The sequence below is a fragment of the Thalassolituus sp. LLYu03 genome, assembly GCF_050507655.1.
Classification (GTDB): domain Bacteria; phylum Pseudomonadota; class Gammaproteobacteria; order Pseudomonadales; family Oceanobacteraceae; genus Venatoribacter.
In genome coordinates this window covers 1473747-1490713 of the sequence record NZ_CP191496.1, presented here as the reverse complement: position 1 = coordinate 1490713, position 16967 = coordinate 1473747, and the positions used below count along the sequence as shown (strand labels likewise).

Below are 16967 nucleotides of genomic sequence, written 5' to 3'. Positions count from 1 at the left end.
TCAGGTGTCGTAGCGGGTAAACAGCAGGCTGCCGTTGGTACCGCCAAAACCAAAGGAGTTGGAAATCGCCGCACGGATCGGCATCGCACGTGCCTTGTGCGGTACATAATCCAGGTCGCAGCCGTCATCCGGATTGTCCAGATTAATGGTTGGCGGTGCGATGCCATCACGGATGGCCAGCACAGTAATCAGCGCCTCAAGCGCACCAGCGGCCCCAAGCAGATGACCCGTCATGGACTTGGTTGAGGAAATGGCCAGACGATTAGCGTGATCACCGAACAGGGCTTTCACGGCCTGCGTTTCGGCAATATCCCCCACCAGAGTCGAGGTACCGTGCGCATTGATGTAGTCGATGTCGTCCGGCTTCAGGCCGGCATCCCTGATGGCATTGGCCATGGCTTTGCGGGCGCCTGAACCGTCTTCCGGTGGACTGGTGATGTGGTGAGCGTCGTCACTGAGGCCCAGACCTGACAGTTCGGCGTAAATAGTCGCGCCGCGCGACAGCGCGTGATTCAGCTCTTCGAGCACCAGAACGGCAGCACCATCACCCAGAACAAAACCATCACGGTCTTTGTCCCACGGGCGACTGGCCTTTTGTGGTTCGTCATTGCGGGTGCTCATGGCACGCGCCGCAGCAAATCCGGCAATACCCAGAGCACTGGAGCCTTTTTCGGTACCGCCGGCCAGCATGATGTCGGCATCGCCATAGGCAATGGTACGCGCCGCATAACCTATGTTGTGCGTACCTGTAGTACAGGCCGTTGTGATCGCAAAATTCGGGCCCTGCAGGCCGTAGCGGATGGCGATGTTACCGGAGGCCATATTGATCACGGAACCCGGCACCAGAAACGGTGACACACGCCGCGGTCCGCTTTTCAGCAGCTGCTGATGATTGTCTTCAATGGTGGTCAGACCACCGATGCCAGAGCCCACAGCCACGCCGGCACGGTCAGGATCGAAATTACCGTTCAGGCCGGCATCCTGCAGCGCCTGTTCAGACGCCACCAGAGCGTACTGAATGAATGGGTCGATTTTGCGCGCTTCTTTTTCCGTCATTACGGAAGACACATCAAAATTCTTTACCGCGCCAAAAATCCGTGTGGCGTAGCCTTCCGAATCAAAGTGTTCGATGGCGCCAATACCACTCTGTCCGGCCTGAAGGGCGGCCCAGGTCTCTGCGGTATTAAGTCCTAGAGGGTTAACGGTTCCGAGTCCGGTGATGACAACGCGTCGCTTGGTCATAGGCTATTGATCTTCGTTCTGTCTAATTGGGAGGCATAAAAAAAGCCGCTACTGAGGCGGCTTTTTTACACGGCCAGTCTTACAGATTGGCGATGATGTAGTCGATCGCTTCCTGAACGGTGGTCAGCTTCTCAGCATCTTCGTCTGGGATTTCGGTCTCAAATTCTTCTTCCAGAGCCATTACCAGCTCAACAGTGTCCAGAGAGTCCGCGCCCAGGTCGTCTACGAAAGAAGAGGAAGCTTTAACGTCTTCTTCTTTAACGCCCAGTTGTTCACAAACGATTTTCTTTACGCGTTCTTCAATATTACTCATGGTTTTTTCCTACCGTTTCAGAGTTGTCTGGTGGTCCTAAGACCTCAGCCCATATTCATGCCGCCATTCACATGAATGGTCTGGCCTGTAATGTACTTTGCATCGGAGCCCGCGAGGAATGCCACGGCACCCGCGATTTCCTCTACCTGCCCGAAGCGCTTGACCGGAATGGTCGCTAGGATGGCTTCTTTTTGCGTTTCAGGCAAGATATCCGTCATATCTGTTTGAATAAATCCTGGCGCTACACAATTCACCGTAATGTTACGACTGGCAATTTCCTGAGCCAGTGAACGGGTGAAGCCTTCAAGGCCGGCTTTCGCCGCTGCGTAGTTTGCCTGACCGGCGTTACCGGTTGTGCCGATAATAGAGCTGACGTTAATAATCGCACCGGCTTTCTGCTTCAGCATGGGTTTTACCATGGCCTTGCAGACGCGGAAAACACCACTTAAGTTGGTGTTGATGACGTCGTTCCATTCATCATCGGACATGCGCAGAAACAGGTTGTCGCGGGTGATACCCGCGTTATTCACCACGACCATCGGCGTTCCGAATTCGGCAACAAAGCGTTTTAACGCTTCGTCTGTCTGAGCCGCATCGGCAATATTCAGCACCAGTGCATCGTGCTCTGCGCCGATCGCCTTGAGGTGATCACGAATGGCTGCTGCGCCAGATTCGGATGTTGCCGTACCCACTACACGGTAGCCAGCATTTGCCAGACGCTCAGCAATGGCGCGACCAATCCCGCGGGAAGCGCCGGTAACCAGCGCCAGTTGTTTTTCACTCATCTCAGGCTCCCTGAATAGCACTGATGACCGCAGCAACGGATGCCGCATCGCCTGTGCTGAGTGTGTTCAAAGATTTATCTATGCGTTTGTTCAGACCAGCCAGCACTTTGCCCGGACCAAACTCCACCGCCAGTTCCGCTTTGCTGCGGGTTGCTTCCACGGCACCTGTCCAATTAACCGGACTGTACAGCTGCGCCAGCAGACGCGCCGGAATCTCAGCCAGTGTGGCCGGCTGATTGTCGACGTTATGGAACACAGGAAAAGCCGGCGCACGGAAGGCAACGGCCGCCAGTGCTTTGCCAAATTCTTCGGCCGCAGCTTTCATCAGGCTGGAGTGGAACGGGCCACTCACCGCCAGTGGCAGCGCACGTTTGGCACCAGCCGCTTTGGCAAGTTCCACCGCTTTTTCAATACCGGCCATGGAACCCGCGATCACAATCTGGCCCGGGGCATTAAAGTTGGCAGGCTCTACCACGCCAGCGGCAGAGGCTTCAGCGCACACCGCACGGATCTGGTCTTCTTCCAGACCCAGCACAGCAGCCATACCGCCCTGTCCTGCCGGTACCGCGGCGTCCATCAGCTCACCGCGTTTTTTTACCAGCCGCACCGCATCGGCAAAATCCACCCCGTCGGCGGCAACCAGTGCAGAATATTCACCCAGCGAGTGACCCGCTCCGGCAACCACCTGCAGGGCCGGACAGGCACCCTGAATCACACGCCACAATGCCACGGACGCCGTCAGCAATGCGGGCTGGGTGTTGTAAGTAATACTGAGAGTTTCAGCAGGACCTTCCTGGGCTAACTGCCACAGATCCTGATTGATAGCGTCAGACGCTTCAGCAAAGGTTTCACGGATAACCGGGTAGTCAGCAACGAGATCTCCCAGCATGCCTACATGCTGCGCGCCCTGCCCCGGAAAGAATGCGATTACATCAGTCATTCACATGCCTTGTATTGCTTGGATACGTTGTTATTCGGAATACATGCTGTGCCGAAAAACCGGACACATACTATGGGGAGGGATTGTTACAATAAATGGTCAACAATGCACAATATTATTGAATCGTTTTCATGCATCAGCGGAAGACGGCAGCTTTTGCTGAAATCCGGAAAGGATGCCTGCGAGCTTGTCACCATCGAAGCGGGCGGCTTTTTCATGCAGGTATTTCAACGCATAGCGGAACGCACGCGCGTCTGAATTGCCGTGGGTTTTCACCACCACGCCATTCACACCGAGCAGCATGGCACCGCCATGACGGGCCGGCGAAACACGGCGCTCAATGCGGCGTACAGCGGGCAACCACAGCCAGGCAAACCACTTCATCAGCCAATGCTGACGGAATTCCTGCTGCAGAAGCTCCAGCAACCAGTTGGACAGGCCTTCACTGGCTTTCAGTGTGATATTGCCGGCAAAACCATCGGTTACCAGCACATCCAGCTCACCCTGATACAGGTCATTACCTTCGTAAAAGCCGGTATAGATGTCAGGCATCATCTGGCGCAGCTGCTGATCCGCATCCTTAACGCAATCGGTGCCCTTACCCGACTCCCGACCAACGTTCAGTAAGCCCACTTTCGGCTGCTCAGTGTTCAGCACCATGCTCCACGCCGCACCGATACAGGCAAACTGCACCAGCTGCGAGGAATCCACTGACAAATTGGCGCCCAGATCGAGCATCAGCAAGGGTTTATTGCGGGTTGGCAACATAGTAGCCAGCGCCGGCCGATCCATGCCCGGATACATGCCCAGCAACTGACGGGACAGCACCATCAGCGCCCCGGTATTGCCGATTGACAACACGCCTTGCGCCCGGCCTTCCTGAAACTCACGCAGAACGGCAGCCATGGTGGATGACAGCCCTTTACGCAACATCTGCGCCGGCTTGTCATTCATTTCGATAAAGGAGTCGCACACCAGAATGGACACTCTGGATCGGCGGGGTGGAAACCAGGATTCGGCTTCCTGAGCAAAATCGGCCGTCACTGCGATGGTCAAACGAACGTCACGACGGAAGCGCAGAAATTTTCGGCAGGCCTTAAACGCAACGCGGGGACCTAAGTCCCCGCCCATTACATCTACCGCGTAGGTAAACATATTAGTTGTTGCCAGTCTCCACGACTTTCTTGCCACGGTAGAAACCGTCAGCAGTTACGTGGTGACGACGGTGAGTTTCACCGGAAGTCGGGTCGGTAGCCAGTGCGATTGCACCAGTGTCCAGAGCATCGTGTGAACGACGCATGCCGCGCTTGGAACGAGTTACTTTGTTTTGTTGAACCGCCATTTTAAAGGCTCCTGACTATTCGCTATTACTGTTTGAGCTTAGCTAAAACGCCAAACGGGTTAGGCCGCTTCACGTCTGATTCTTCTGTTTCGGGCTCAGGCTCAGGCTGCTTCAGCTCGCACTCCCCGTGCTCATGTACCGGGAACGGAGGCAGTGCCAGAAGCACTTCATCCTCCATCACAGTCCACAAGTCCAACTGGCCCTGCTCATCGAGCTCTACGGGTTCCAGTTTTCTGGGCAGTTGCCGGGCCTGGTCGTCGTCAAACACCAATCCCAGCTCGAAGCTGCTGTCTACAGGAACTGTAACGTTCCCGAGGCAGCGCTGGCAGATCATAACAACCTGTGTATGACAGCTTCCCGTCATCAGTCGATTGTTATCCTGATCGCGCGAGAAATGAATCTCGCAGTGAACAGGAGCAACACAGTTTTCAACTGCATCGCTGAGCCGGTCTAGTAAAGAACCGTCGATACTCGCGTTAAGCCGTTGATTGTTATCAACTAATTTAACTGCATCGATACGTTTGGGTAGCTGAGCCTCTGCCATAGTGCGCGGTATCATAGGTATGCAATGCCCTGCTGTCAAAATTATTTAACGCAGAGTGAGTGTTTGTTCGGTCAGCAGGGTGGCGATGCCTTTACCCATACTGGCCCCCAGTTTGCGGAGCACTTCGTCCCACGGACTTGGCTGGAAGGTGAAGTTCACCAACTCTTCCGTGCCAAGCTTATCCCGCGCCAGACGGCTCGTAGATGACAGACCATCGATCAGGCCAATCTCCACCGCTTGCTCACCGGACCATACCAGCCCTGAAAACAGGTCCGGCGTGTCCAGTTTAAGACGGTCACCACGACCATTCTTCACTTGTTCAATAAACTGATTATGCGTCACCTGCAGCACGCCTTGCCAGAAGGCTTTTTCTTCTGCATTTTCAGGCTGGAACGGATCCAGAAACCCTTTGTGCTTACCAGCTGTGTACTGGCGGCGTTCAATGCCGAGCTTTTCCATAATACCGGTAAAGCCGAAGCCTGAACCCACCACACCAATAGAACCCACCAGACTGGCCTTGTCGGCGTATATTTCATCGGCCGCCGCTGCAATGTAATACGCGCCAGATGCACCCAAATCCATAATCACCGCATACACAGGAAAATCCGGACGGGTTTCTTTCAGGCGCTTAATTTCGTCATAGACATAACCCGACTGCACCGGACTGCCGCCCGGAGAATTAATACGCAGAATGACGCCCAGCGCCTTGTCATCTTCAAAGGCATCACGCAGCGAGCCAATAATGGAATCTGCATTCGCGTCCTGATCTGCTGCAATCACGCCATTAATTTCGATAACAGCGGCGTAATTTTCTTCCGGCAGCATTTCCGCAGCGTGCTCGCCAGGCATGCGGATCAGCCACAACAACGAAAAGAGATAAATAAAGGTTAATGACTTAAAGAAAATACCCCAGCGGCGCGAGCGCTTTTGCTCACCCTGCGCATCAAGCAAAACCTTTTCAATCAGCTTCCACTCGCGGCTGCTGTCTTCCGGGCGTTTCATATCCTGCGGATTATCCATGTAATGCTATCCAGTCGTTGAGTTCGGCAATGCTATGGCAAATGGTTTTCGGCCCGCAAGCCAGAAGCTGCTGTTCATCGTGTGCCCCGTGCCCCATGGCCACGGAATCAATAGCGGCTGCGTGCGCCATATCCAGATCATAGGTGGTGTCCCCCACCATCAGAACCTCGGCTGGCGAAACACTCAATTCAGCCATAATCTCCTCCAGCATCAGCGGGTCTGGTTTTGAGCGGGTTTCATCGGCGCAGCGGGTTGTGGCGAACAGATGCCCTACTTTCAGATCCTGCAACAGACGATTAAGCCCCTTACGGCTTTTGCCGGTGGCAACCGCCAGCAGATAGCCCTTCTTCAGCAGCGTATCCAGCAGCGTTCTTGCACCAGGAAAGAAATCCATATCCACCTGACTGTCGGAGACAAAATAGCGGACATAGAGGCGCCGCATAACTTCGAGCTGCTCTTCGTTAATTTCCGGCCAGACGGTCATCAAAGCCTCGGGCAACCCAAGACCAATGATGTTCTGAACCGCCGCATCCGGCACCTCGCGCAAACCCACCTCTCGTGCCGCTCTTTGCATGCTGTCGACGATGCGCTGCGTAGAGTCAACCAGCGTGCCATCCCAATCAAAGACGACAACCCGGTAGCGGGTCTCCGGCATATTCATTTCAGAGCTCAATCTCGCACCCCGCCTTCTTCAGCATGGACACAAACTCGTCGTCAGGCTGAGCAGTCAGTAACAGGCGCTCACCGGAATCCGGGTGGCGGAACTGCAACTGGAAGGCATGCAGATACAGACGACGCACCCCCTGAGATTTGTCGATATCCTGCTGAACCTTGTCGCAGTACTTTTCGTCACCGGCAATGCTGTAGCCCTGAAATTGACAATGCACACGGATCTGATGGGTACGCCCTGTCACCGGCTCGGCTTCTATCAGGGAATAATGAGGGCCGGTTGCCAGCAGCTGAGTACGGGTGTGCGACGGCTTTCCTTCGGCATCCACCATCACCATGCGCTCGCCGGACTGACGCTCAAACTTACGCAATGGCGCCTGCACTTCTTTAATCGAAGCCGGCCAACGGCCGTGCACCATGGCCAGATAGCGCTTGCTGATACCCGACTTATTCACCAGCATGCGCTGTAGCCCCGTCAGCACCGAGCGCTTTTTGGCCACCAGAATAATGCCTGACGTATCGCGATCGAGACGATGCACCAGCTCCATAAAGCTGTGATCCGGACGCATCTTACGCAGCGCCTCAATCATGCCCAGACTCACACCACTCCCCCCGTGCACCGCCAGCCCATGCGGCTTATTCACCGCAATCAGGCCGTCATCCTCATACACAATGGCGCTTTCGAGCAGCAGCTGCAGGGTTGGAGAGACATCCGGGGTTTCGTTCTTCTCTGGCAGACGCAGCGGCGGAATCCGGACTTCATCACCGGCCGTCACACGCCCATCAGCCTTGATGCGCTTTTTGTTCACCCGCACTTCGCCCTTGCGAATAATGCGGTAAATCAAAGACTTAGGAACCCCTTTCAGGGTAGAAACGAGAAAATTGTCAATCCGCTGACCATCATTGTCGGCGGTGACGGTCACCATCGACACTTTGGTCGGATCAATCTGAGGGTTCGACATAGAAAAGCTTAAGCCTGACGGCAAATTAATTTGTGGTACGGCATTTGCCGGGCGGAAACAATGTTGATATATTCGCCAGCGGCCCCGAGGTGGCAGGATGAGCGACATAGCCGTCACCCGGCAATAAGAACCGAAAGGTCTGGCCCGAGCCGTTTGAGCGGCAGAGTATAAGGAAGATGGGTTAACGATAAAACTCTTCCTGAGGAATAAATGTGGCGCGCTGATACCACCAACAGTAACAGGCGCCCCGTGAGATAAACCAGGCAGCGAACTCTGCTGGCAATCTCGCATTATCAAATTATGGACAGTGTCGGTGCACGACAGACCAGAGGCACCACTGCGAGACAGGCCGGGCGACCGCGGAAAGGCGCCGGCAACTGCTGCAAAGCACCCATAAACATTTTGGTAGTGGCCGGAGGATCCGGCATTGCCAGCGGTACGTTGCCCCAACGAGTAAACGTACAGCATGAAAAGAATGCTAATCAACGCAACCCAGCCTGAAGAGTTGCGTGTTGCCCTTGTGGACGGGCAAAAGCTCTATGATCTGGATATTGAATCCGGTTCACGCGAGCAGAAGAAGTCCAACATCTACAAAGGCAAGATCACCCGTATCGAGCCGAGCCTTGAAGCGGCGTTTGTTGACTTCGGAGCAGAACGCCACGGCTTCCTTCCCCTGAAAGAAATCGGTCGCGATTACTTTGTCAAAGATCCGGGTCCGGGTCGCATCAACATCAAAGAAGTCCTGAAAGAAGGTCAGGAAGTCATTGTTCAGGTTGACAAAGAAGAGCGCGGCAACAAAGGCGCAGCCCTGACAACTCAGGTGTCTCTGGCTGGCCGTTATCTGGTTCTGATGCCAAACAACCCACGTGCGGGCGGTATTTCCCGTCGCATCGAAGGTGATGAGCGCACCGAACTGCGTGAAGCCATGAAAGGCGTTAACGTCCCTGACAAAATGGGCGTCATCGTTCGCACCGCAGGCATTGGCCGCAGTGCTGAAGAACTGCAATGGGACCTCGACTACCTGCTGCAACTGTGGGATGCCATTCAGCGTGCCGCTGAAGAGCGTGCTGCTCCTTGCCTGCTGCTGCAGGAATCCAACGTCATCATCCGCGCGATCCGCGACTACCTGCGTCAGGACGTGGGCGAAGTGCTGATCGACACCGACGAAGCGTTCGGCGAAGCGCTGGCGTTTGTGCAACAGGTCATGCCGCACTACCAGAACAAATTCAAGCGTTACACAGACTCTGTGCCGCTGTTTAACCGCTATCAGATCGAAAGCCAGATCGAATCCGCCTTCCAGCGTGAAGTGAAACTGCCGTCTGGCGGTTCTATCGTGATCGATCCGACCGAAGCTCTGGTGTCCATCGACATCAACTCTGCCCGTGCCACCAAAGGTGCGGACATTGAAGAAACCGCAACCAACACCAACCTGGAAGCGGCCGATGAAATCGCCCGCCAGCTGCGTTTGCGTGACATGGGCGGCCTGGTGGTCATCGACTTCATCGACATGCTGTCTGCCAAGAATCAGCGCGAAGTTGAAAACCGTCTGAAGAAAGCACTGGAAATGGACCGCGCCCGGGTTCAGGTTGGCCGCATTTCCCGCTTCGGTCTGATGGAAATGTCCCGCCAGCGTCTGCGTCCGTCCCTGGAAGAAACCAGCGGCCACGTGTGCCCTCGTTGTAACGGCACCGGTGTCGTCCGCGACATCCAGTCTACTGGCCTGTCCATTCTGCGTCTGATCGAAGAAGAAGCCGCGAAAGAAAACAGCGTACAGATCCGCGCCATCGTGCCGGTATCCGTTGCCACTTTCCTGCTCAACGAAAAACGCAATCTGATTGCGGCCATCGAAGCCCGCCATTCAGTAAAAGTGATCGTACTGCCGAATCCGCACATGGAAACCCCGCACTACGAAGTTCAGCGCATGCGCGCAGACGACGCAGAGCTGGCCGAAGTGAGCTACGAGCACAAGTTCGAGGAAGAAGAAACCGAATACGGTTTTGATCTGAACGGCCCACGCGAACAGATCAAAGCCGCACAGCAGGCCGCCGTCAAGGCGGTTGCTCCGGCAACTCCGGCACCGGTTCCTGCTCAGGTTCAGCCTGTTGCACAACCTGCTGGCCCTGGCTTCTGGTCGAAACTGGGCGGCGTACTGACCTCTCTGTTCGCTTCTGAAGAAAAACCGGAAGAAAAGCCGGTTGCCAAGAAAACCGAGAATACCCGCAACAGCCGTAATAACCGCAAAGACGAGCGCAGCGAAGGTGGCCGTGACAACGACCGCAACCGCAACCGCAATCGTCGTCAGCGCAATGACCGCGCTGAGCGTGGCGAACGTCAGGAACGTAGTGATAACCGTGCAGAACGCGGTGAACGTCAGGAACGCAATGACAACCGCGCAGAACGCGGCGAGCGTCAGGAACGCAATGACAACCGTGCAGAGCGCGGCGAGCGTCAGGAGCGTAATGACAACCGCGCAGAACGTGGCGAGCGTCAGGAACGTACCGAACGCAACGAACGTAATGACAACCGCGCAGAACGCGCCGAGCGTCAGGACCGTCAGGCAGCTGAGCAATCTGGCGACACCCCGCGCGCACCGCGTCGTGACCGCAGCAATGGTCGCCCTGCCCGCCCTGAGCGCAGCGAAGCCAAAGCCGAACGTCAGTCAGCAGACACTGCGAACGCAACCGCAGAAGAAAACGTGGTTATTGCAGCCGCAGCAACCACAGACGCCACAGAAACCGGCGAAGGCCGCGAAAGCCGTCGTTCACGCCGTGGTCGTCGTTCTGAGCGCAATGCCGACCGTTCTCCACGTAATGATGGCGAACAGGCTAACGAAGAAACCGCAGTGGCTGTTGAATCTGCTGCCGAGGCGACAGCTGACGTTGCTGTAAGCGAAGCGGCCGTAACCGAAAGCACTGCCGAAGCTGTTTCCGCCGACGCCGAAGCCAACACCGGTGATGACGCCGCTGAACAGGCGGATGGTGAGCGTTCCGGTCGTCGTCGTAACCGTCGTAACCGTAACCGCAACCGCGATGATCGTCGTAACGACAACGCCGAAGCGTCTGATGATGCAAACGAAGCAGCAGAAAGCGCGACAGACACTGACGTTGTTGCCGTCGCTGAAACTCAGACCGAAACTGTAGCTGCACCAGTTGCTGCACAGGCTGAAGCAGAAGTTTCTGTAACTGTTGCTGAAGCAGTGGTTGAAGCTGTTGCTGAGCCGGTTGTTGCTGAGCCAGTAGTTGCTCAACCAGCCGAGGTTGTTGCGACTGCAGCCGTGGAAACCCAGGAAGCACCTGTCGTTCAGACTGCTCCTGAAGCCCAGGAAGCGGAAGTGATCACCTCTCAGGAAGAAGTGTCCACCACCACCGAAGGCAACGACCGTAACGCCCGTCGTAACCGTCGTCGTCGCGCTGGCGGCCGTGCACCTAACGACCCGCGTAACCTGCTGGCCGATGGCGAAGAAGCAGACACTGCAGAAGACGTTGTGATGGCTGAACAGGCACCAGCGACCGAACCTGCCGCTGAAGCTGAGCCAGTTGTTGCCGACGTAGCGCCTGAAGTAACGCCAGACGTGGTTAAAGAAGCTCCGGCAGAAGCAGCCGAAAGCACTACCGACATGGCAACTGAAAGCGCCGAAGCCAAAGAAGAAGAGACTCCGAAAGTCTGATCGTAATGATCAAAGCCGGGCGTAGCTGCCCGGCCTCTTCGAAAGCTGCGGTTGGTGTTATTCATTAACGGCAGCAATAAAAAGCGGGAGCCAAGGCTCCCGTTTTTTATTGCGCGCTATCCCAGGCTCTTCAGGTTTAACCCGATAAATTCCGGATTAAAAACTGTCGTCCGGAATGCGCACATTGCCTTCCATCAGCACACGCGCACTGCGGCTCATCACGGCTTTGGTCGCCGTCCATTCGCCATCAACCAGCGCTGCTGACGCACCCACACGCAATGTGCCGGACGGATGTCCGAAGGTCACAGAATCACGTTCGCCACCGCCTGCCGCCAGGTTCAACAGCGTACCCGGAACAGCTGCTGCGGTAGCAATCGCCACCGACGCTGTGCCCATCATCGCATGGTGTAATTTACCCATAGACAGGGCGCGCACGCAGACGTCGATATCGGCTGCAGAAATCTGTTTGCCACTCGATGCTTCATAATTCGTTGCTGGTGCAACAAAGGCAATTTTTGGCGTGTGCTGACGGGCAACTGCTTCAGAAATATCCGCAATCAAACCCATTTTTACCGCACCATAAGCACGCATGGTTTCAAATTTCGCCAGCGCCTCTGCATCGGAATTAATATCCTTCTGCAGTTCCGTACCTGTGTAACCGATATCCGCAGCATTAACGAAAATGGTCGGAATGCCGGAATTAATCATGGTGGCTTTGAAGGTGCCAATGCCCGGAACCTCAAGATCATCAACGACGTTGCCGGTTGGGAACATAGAACCTTCGCCATCGGCCGGGTCCATAAATTCGATCACCACTTCCGCTGCCGGAAAGGTTACGCCATCCAGTTCAAAGTCGCCGGTTTCCTGCACTTCACCATCAGTGATCGGCACATGAGCAACAATGGTTTTCTGAATGTTTTTCTGCCAGATACGCACGGTACAAATACCGTTTTGCGGAATACGCTCAGCCGCGACCAGACCTTTAGAAATAGCAAACGCACCGACCGCTGCGGTCAAATTACCGCAGTTACCCGACCAGTCGACAAAAGGTTTATTAATCGATACCTGGCCGAATAAATAATCCACGTCGTGCTCCGGCTGTTCGCTTTTTGCCAGAATAACGGTTTTGGAGGTACTGGACGTCGCACCGCCCATACCATCGATTTGCTGACCGTACGGATCAGGACTGCCGATAACGCGCAGCAGAATATTGTCGCGCACCTGCCCCGGCACCTGCGCGGCTGGCGGTAAATCGGTCAGGGAAAAAAATACACCCTTGGAGGTGCCGCCACGCATGTAGGTGGCCGGAATCTTAACTTGAGCCATGCAGTTCTCCATAGAAACTCAGCAAGAGCTACTGCGCTTTGAATGGCGGCGTTAAAAGTTTCCTCAGAATGCTCACTGGCTTAGCCAGAACATCCGAAGGATGACCCTTAGGGTGAGCGAAGCGAATATTTACAACAGTAAACTCCGCTTCCTCGGAAATTTTTGCCTTGCCCTTCATGCGCTCGTAACGCTCTAACAAATGAGCCGCTAAGTTTTTCAAATTAGCGGCCCATAATTCATTTAACGGTAAGCAGCGTCGGCGAAGACGCCAGCTTCGTTATTCGCCCTGCAGGAAGTCCTGAGCGAATTTCTGCAGCACGCCACCCGCTTTGTACACTGCCACTTCGGCGGCAGTGTCCAGACGACAAGTCATCGGCACTTCGATTACTTCGCCATTAGTACGGTTGATCACCAGGGTCACATCGCCACGCGGGCTCAGTTCGCCTTTTACGTCGTAAGTTTCGGTACCGTCGAGGCCCAGAGTCTTACGCGTAGTACCGGCTTTGAATTCCAGCGGCAGTACGCCCATACCAATCAGATTGGTACGGTGAATGCGCTCAAAACCTTCAGCGGCAATGGCTTCAACACCGGCCAGACGCACGCCTTTGGCGGCCCAGTCGCGGGAAGAACCCTGACCGTAGTCGGCACCGGCGACAATGATCAGCGGCTGTTTGCGGTTCATGTAGGTTTCAATGGCTTCCCACATACGCATCACGTTGCCTTCCGGCTCAACACGGGCCAGAGAACCTTTTTTAACCTGACCATCGACAACCGCCATCTCGTTCACCAGCTGCGGGTTAGCGAAGGTGGCGCGCTGAGCGGTCAGGTGGTCACCGCGGTGAGTCGCGTAAGAGTTAAAGTCCTCTTCCGGCAGCCCCATCTTGTGCAGGTATTCGCCCGCCGCACTGTTCATCAGAATGGCGTTGGACGGTGACAGGTGGTCGGTGGTGATGTTGTCCGGCAGCAGTGCCAGCGGACGCATGCCTTTCAGCGCGCGTTCGCCTGCCAGAGCGCCTTCCCAGTACGGTGGACGACGGATATAGGTCGACATCGGCCGCCAGTCGTACAGCGGGCTGGCGGCCTTCTCTTTGGCACCCAGATCAAACATCGGAATGTAGATCTGACGGAATTGTTCCGGCTTCACAGAGGCCGCGACAATGGCATCGATTTCTTCGTCGGATGGCCAGATGTCTTTCAGACGGATTTCTTTGCCATTCACGACCGCCAACACATCGTTTTCGATATCGAAACGGATGGTACCGGCAATGGCGTAAGCAACGACCAGTGGAGGCGATGCCAGGAACGCCTGCTTGGCGTATGGGTGAATACGGCCGTCGAAGTTACGGTTACCGGACAGTACTGCCGTAGCGTACAGGTCGCGGTCGATGATTTCCTGCTGAATCACAGGGTCCAGCGCACCGGACATACCGTTACAGGTGGTACAGGCGAAGGCCACGATACCAAAGCCCAGTTTTTCCAGTTCCGGCAGCAGACCCGATTCTTTCAGGTACAGCTCGGCCACTTTGGAACCTGGCGCGAAGGATGACTTCACCCAAGGCTTACGCACCAGACCCAGTTCGTTGGCTTTTTTCGCCAGCAGACCGGCAGCAACCACGTTGCGCGGGTTAGAGGTGTTGGTACAGGAGGTAATGGCCGCGATGATCACAGCGCCGTCCGGCATCAGGCCTTCGGCTTCCTGCGCTTTGGCGGCCGCCAGGTTACCAGCGATGCCTTTGGCGGCCAGATCTTTGGTGGCGACACGGGCGTGCGGGTTGGACGGGCCAGCCATGTTACGGCCGATGGTCGACAGATCGAAGCTCAGTATACGCTCGTATTCAGCGGTTTTCAGTGCGTCAGCCCACAGACCGGTTTCTTTGGCGTACTGTTCAACCAGAGCTACCTGCTGCGGCTCACGGCCTGTCAGTTTCAGGTAGTCGATGGTTTGTTCGTCGATGGAGAACATGGCCGCCGTGGCACCGTATTCCGGTGTCATGTTGGAAATGGTGGCACGGTCACCGATGGACAGACTGCGCGCGCCTTCACCGTAGAACTCGACATACGCGCCAACCACGCGCTCTTTACGCAGGAATTCGGTCAGGGCCAGTACGATGTCAGTAGCGGTAATGCCAGGCTGACGCTTGCCGGTCAGCTCGACACCAACGATGTCGGGCAGACGCATCATGGACGGATGGCCCAGCATCACGGTTTCGGCTTCCAGACCGCCCACGCCCACAGAGATAACGCCCAGCGCATCCACGTGCGGGGTGTGGGAGTCGGTACCGACACAGGTATCCGGGTACGCCACGCCGTTTTGCGCCTGCACCACCGGAGACATCTTCTCCAGGTTGATCTGGTGCATGATGCCGTTACCGGCCGGAATCACGTCGACGTTGTCGAACGCGGTTTTGGTCCAGTTGATAAAGTGGAACCGGTCTTCGTTACGGCGCTCTTCAATATCACGGTTTTTCTGGAAAGCATCCGGATCGAAACCACCGCATTCAACCGCCAGCGAGTGGTCAACAATCAGCTGAGTCTGTACAACCGGGTTTACTTTGGACGGGTCACCGCCTTTATCGGCGATGGCGTCACGCAGACCGGCCAGATCCACCAGAGCGGTCTGCCCCAGAATGTCATGGCACACCACGCGCGCCGGATACCACGGGAAGTCGAGATCGCGCTTACGCTCGATCAGCTGTTTCAGGGCATCGGTCAGCAGTTCAGGCTCACAGCGGCGCACCAGCTGTTCGGCCAGAATACGGGAGGTGTAAGGCAGAGTGGCATAAGCACCCGGCTTGATAGCGTCGACAGCGGCGCGGGTGTCGAAGTAGTCGAGACCAGTGCCGGCAAGTGATTTGCGGTATTCGGTGTTCATCGGATCAATCTCAGAAAATCATCGGTCGTACAAACGCAGAGGACGGAAATTCTTCCGCCCTCTGCATTCAGTCGTTATCAGGCGCGTTCGCCGATTGGCGGAACCACACGGTTGGCTTCGCCTGTGTATTCCGCACTTGGGCGGATAATACGGTTATCAGCACGCTGTTCCATCACGTGGGCAGCCCAGCCGGTCAGACGGGAGCACACGAAGATCGGGGTGAACAGCTTGGTCGGAATGCCCATGTAGTTGTAGGCCGAGGCGTGGAAGAAGTCGGCGTTACAGAACAGCTTCTTCTCGCGCCACATCACGGCTTCGCAACGCACGGAAATGTCGTACAGGTTGCTGTCGCCATTTTCTTCGGCCAGCTTGCCGGACCAGATTTTGATGATGGCGTTACGTGGATCGGATTCACGGTAAATGGCGTGACCAAAGCCCATGATCTTCTCTTTGCGCTCCAGCATACCCAGCAGTTTCTGCTCGGCGTCTTCGGCGTCTTTCATGCCTTCAATCAGTTCCATAGCCGCTTCGTTAGCACCACCGTGCAGCGGGCCACGCAGCGAGCCGATGGCACCGGTAATGCAGGAGTGCATGTCGCTCAGGGTTGAGGCGCACACACGGGCCGTGAAGGTCGAAGCGTTGAATTCGTGCTCGGCGTACAGCACCAGAGAGGCGTGCATCACACGGGTATGCAGCTCGGAAGGTTTTTCGCCGTGCAGAGTCCACAGGAACTGTTCAGCAATGGAATCGGCACCGGTTTCTTCATTGATGCGGATACCTTTGTGGCTGAAGTTGTACCAGTAGTTGATCATGCCCGGGAACACCGCCAGCATGCGGTCGGTAGCGTCTTGCTGCTGCGCGAAGCTCTCTTCGGTTTCCAGGTTGCCCAGCATGGAGCAGCCGGTACGCATTACGTCCATCGGGTGGGCAGACGCAGGAATGCGCTCCAACACTTCTTTCAGCGCCTGTGGCAATGAACGCAGGCCTTTCAGCTTGGTTTTATAGGCATCAAGTTCGGCCTGAGTCGGCAGTTTGCCTTTCAGAATCAGGTACGCGACTTCTTCAAACTGGCAGTTGTCGGCCAGATCTTTTACGTCGTAACCACGGTAGGTCAGACCTGAGCCTTCTTTACCTACAGTGGACAGTGCGGTTTTACCAGCGACCTGACCACGCAGGCCGGCGCCACTCAGTTCTTTTGCTGCTGCCATTTTTTTCTCCTGTCTGGCTTAACCTGAACATCGTTAAGCTCAATCAATATCAATGATTTGCGGCAAAGAGACGACAC

Annotated in this window: 14 protein-coding genes; 1 reads left to right on the top strand and 13 read right to left on the bottom strand. The window is 55.7% G+C overall.

Features of this window, described 5'->3' with window-relative positions:
* From fabF to rluC, 10 genes are all read right to left on the bottom strand, one after another.
* Positions 1–1242, bottom strand: coding sequence for a beta-ketoacyl-ACP synthase II (fabF, locus tag ACQUQU_RS06785; RefSeq protein ID WP_430462487.1), 1242 nt, complete (start codon positions 1240–1242; stop codon positions 1–3).
* A 79-nt stretch (positions 1243–1321) separates the two neighbouring features.
* Positions 1322–1555, bottom strand: a complete 234-nt coding sequence (gene acpP, locus ACQUQU_RS06780; RefSeq protein ID WP_145468776.1) for an acyl carrier protein — start codon at positions 1553–1555, stop codon at positions 1322–1324.
* A gap of 44 nt (positions 1556–1599) precedes the next feature.
* Positions 1600–2340, bottom strand: coding sequence for a 3-oxoacyl-ACP reductase FabG (fabG, locus tag ACQUQU_RS06775; RefSeq protein WP_430462486.1), 741 nt, complete (start codon positions 2338–2340; stop codon positions 1600–1602).
* A 1-nt stretch (position 2341) separates the two neighbouring features.
* Positions 2342–3280: an ACP S-malonyltransferase gene (gene fabD, locus ACQUQU_RS06770; RefSeq protein ID WP_430462485.1), complete on the bottom strand. Its 939-nt coding sequence runs from the start codon at positions 3278–3280 to the stop codon at positions 2342–2344.
* 129 nt (positions 3281–3409) lie between these two features.
* Positions 3410–4411, bottom strand: a complete 1002-nt coding sequence (plsX, locus tag ACQUQU_RS06765; RefSeq protein WP_430462484.1) for a phosphate acyltransferase PlsX — start codon at positions 4409–4411, stop codon at positions 3410–3412.
* Between the two features lie 25 nt (positions 4412–4436).
* The gene (gene rpmF / locus ACQUQU_RS06760; protein ID WP_430462483.1) at positions 4437–4622 is read right to left on the bottom strand and encodes a 50S ribosomal protein L32; all 186 of its coding nucleotides are present in this window, start codon (positions 4620–4622) and stop codon (positions 4437–4439) included.
* Positions 4623–4647: 25 nt separating this feature from the next.
* Complete coding sequence (locus ACQUQU_RS06755) at positions 4648–5166, bottom strand: YceD family protein (RefSeq protein ID WP_430462482.1); 519 nt, start codon at positions 5164–5166, stop codon at positions 4648–4650.
* A gap of 45 nt (positions 5167–5211) precedes the next feature.
* Complete coding sequence (locus tag ACQUQU_RS06750) at positions 5212–6186, bottom strand: S49 family peptidase (protein WP_430462481.1); 975 nt, start codon at positions 6184–6186, stop codon at positions 5212–5214.
* Positions 6179–6841 (bottom strand): HAD-IA family hydrolase, encoded by a 663-nt coding sequence (locus tag ACQUQU_RS06745; protein ID WP_430462480.1) that lies wholly within the window; start codon positions 6839–6841, stop codon positions 6179–6181. The genes ACQUQU_RS06750 and ACQUQU_RS06745 overlap by 8 nt, the downstream gene beginning before the upstream one ends.
* A gap of 7 nt (positions 6842–6848) precedes the next feature.
* Complete coding sequence (rluC, locus tag ACQUQU_RS06740) at positions 6849–7817, bottom strand: 23S rRNA pseudouridine(955/2504/2580) synthase RluC (protein ID WP_430462479.1); 969 nt, start codon at positions 7815–7817, stop codon at positions 6849–6851.
* A 466-nt stretch (positions 7818–8283) separates the two neighbouring features.
* Here rluC and rne point away from each other — a divergent pair, with 466 nt between their 5' ends.
* Positions 8284–11484 carry a ribonuclease E gene (gene rne, locus ACQUQU_RS06735; protein ID WP_430462478.1) on the top strand — a complete coding sequence of 1067 codons (3201 nt, stop codon included), beginning with the start codon at positions 8284–8286 and terminating at the stop codon, positions 11482–11484.
* Between the two features lie 156 nt (positions 11485–11640).
* Here the strand turns inward: rne and prpF are convergent, their stop codons facing one another.
* The 3 genes from prpF to prpC form a co-directional block, all read right to left on the bottom strand.
* On the bottom strand, positions 11641–12810 hold the full coding sequence (gene prpF, locus ACQUQU_RS06730) for a 2-methylaconitate cis-trans isomerase PrpF (protein ID WP_430462477.1): 1170 nt from the start codon (positions 12808–12810) through the stop codon (positions 11641–11643).
* Positions 12811–13087: 277 nt separating this feature from the next.
* Entirely contained in the window at positions 13088–15682 is a 2595-nt protein-coding gene (gene acnD, locus ACQUQU_RS06725; protein ID WP_430462476.1) for a Fe/S-dependent 2-methylisocitrate dehydratase AcnD, read from the bottom strand.
* Positions 15683–15759: 77 nt separating this feature from the next.
* Positions 15760–16890, bottom strand: coding sequence for a bifunctional 2-methylcitrate synthase/citrate synthase (gene prpC / locus ACQUQU_RS06720; RefSeq protein ID WP_430462475.1), 1131 nt, complete (start codon positions 16888–16890; stop codon positions 15760–15762).
* Positions 16891–16967: the final 77 nt, after the last annotated feature.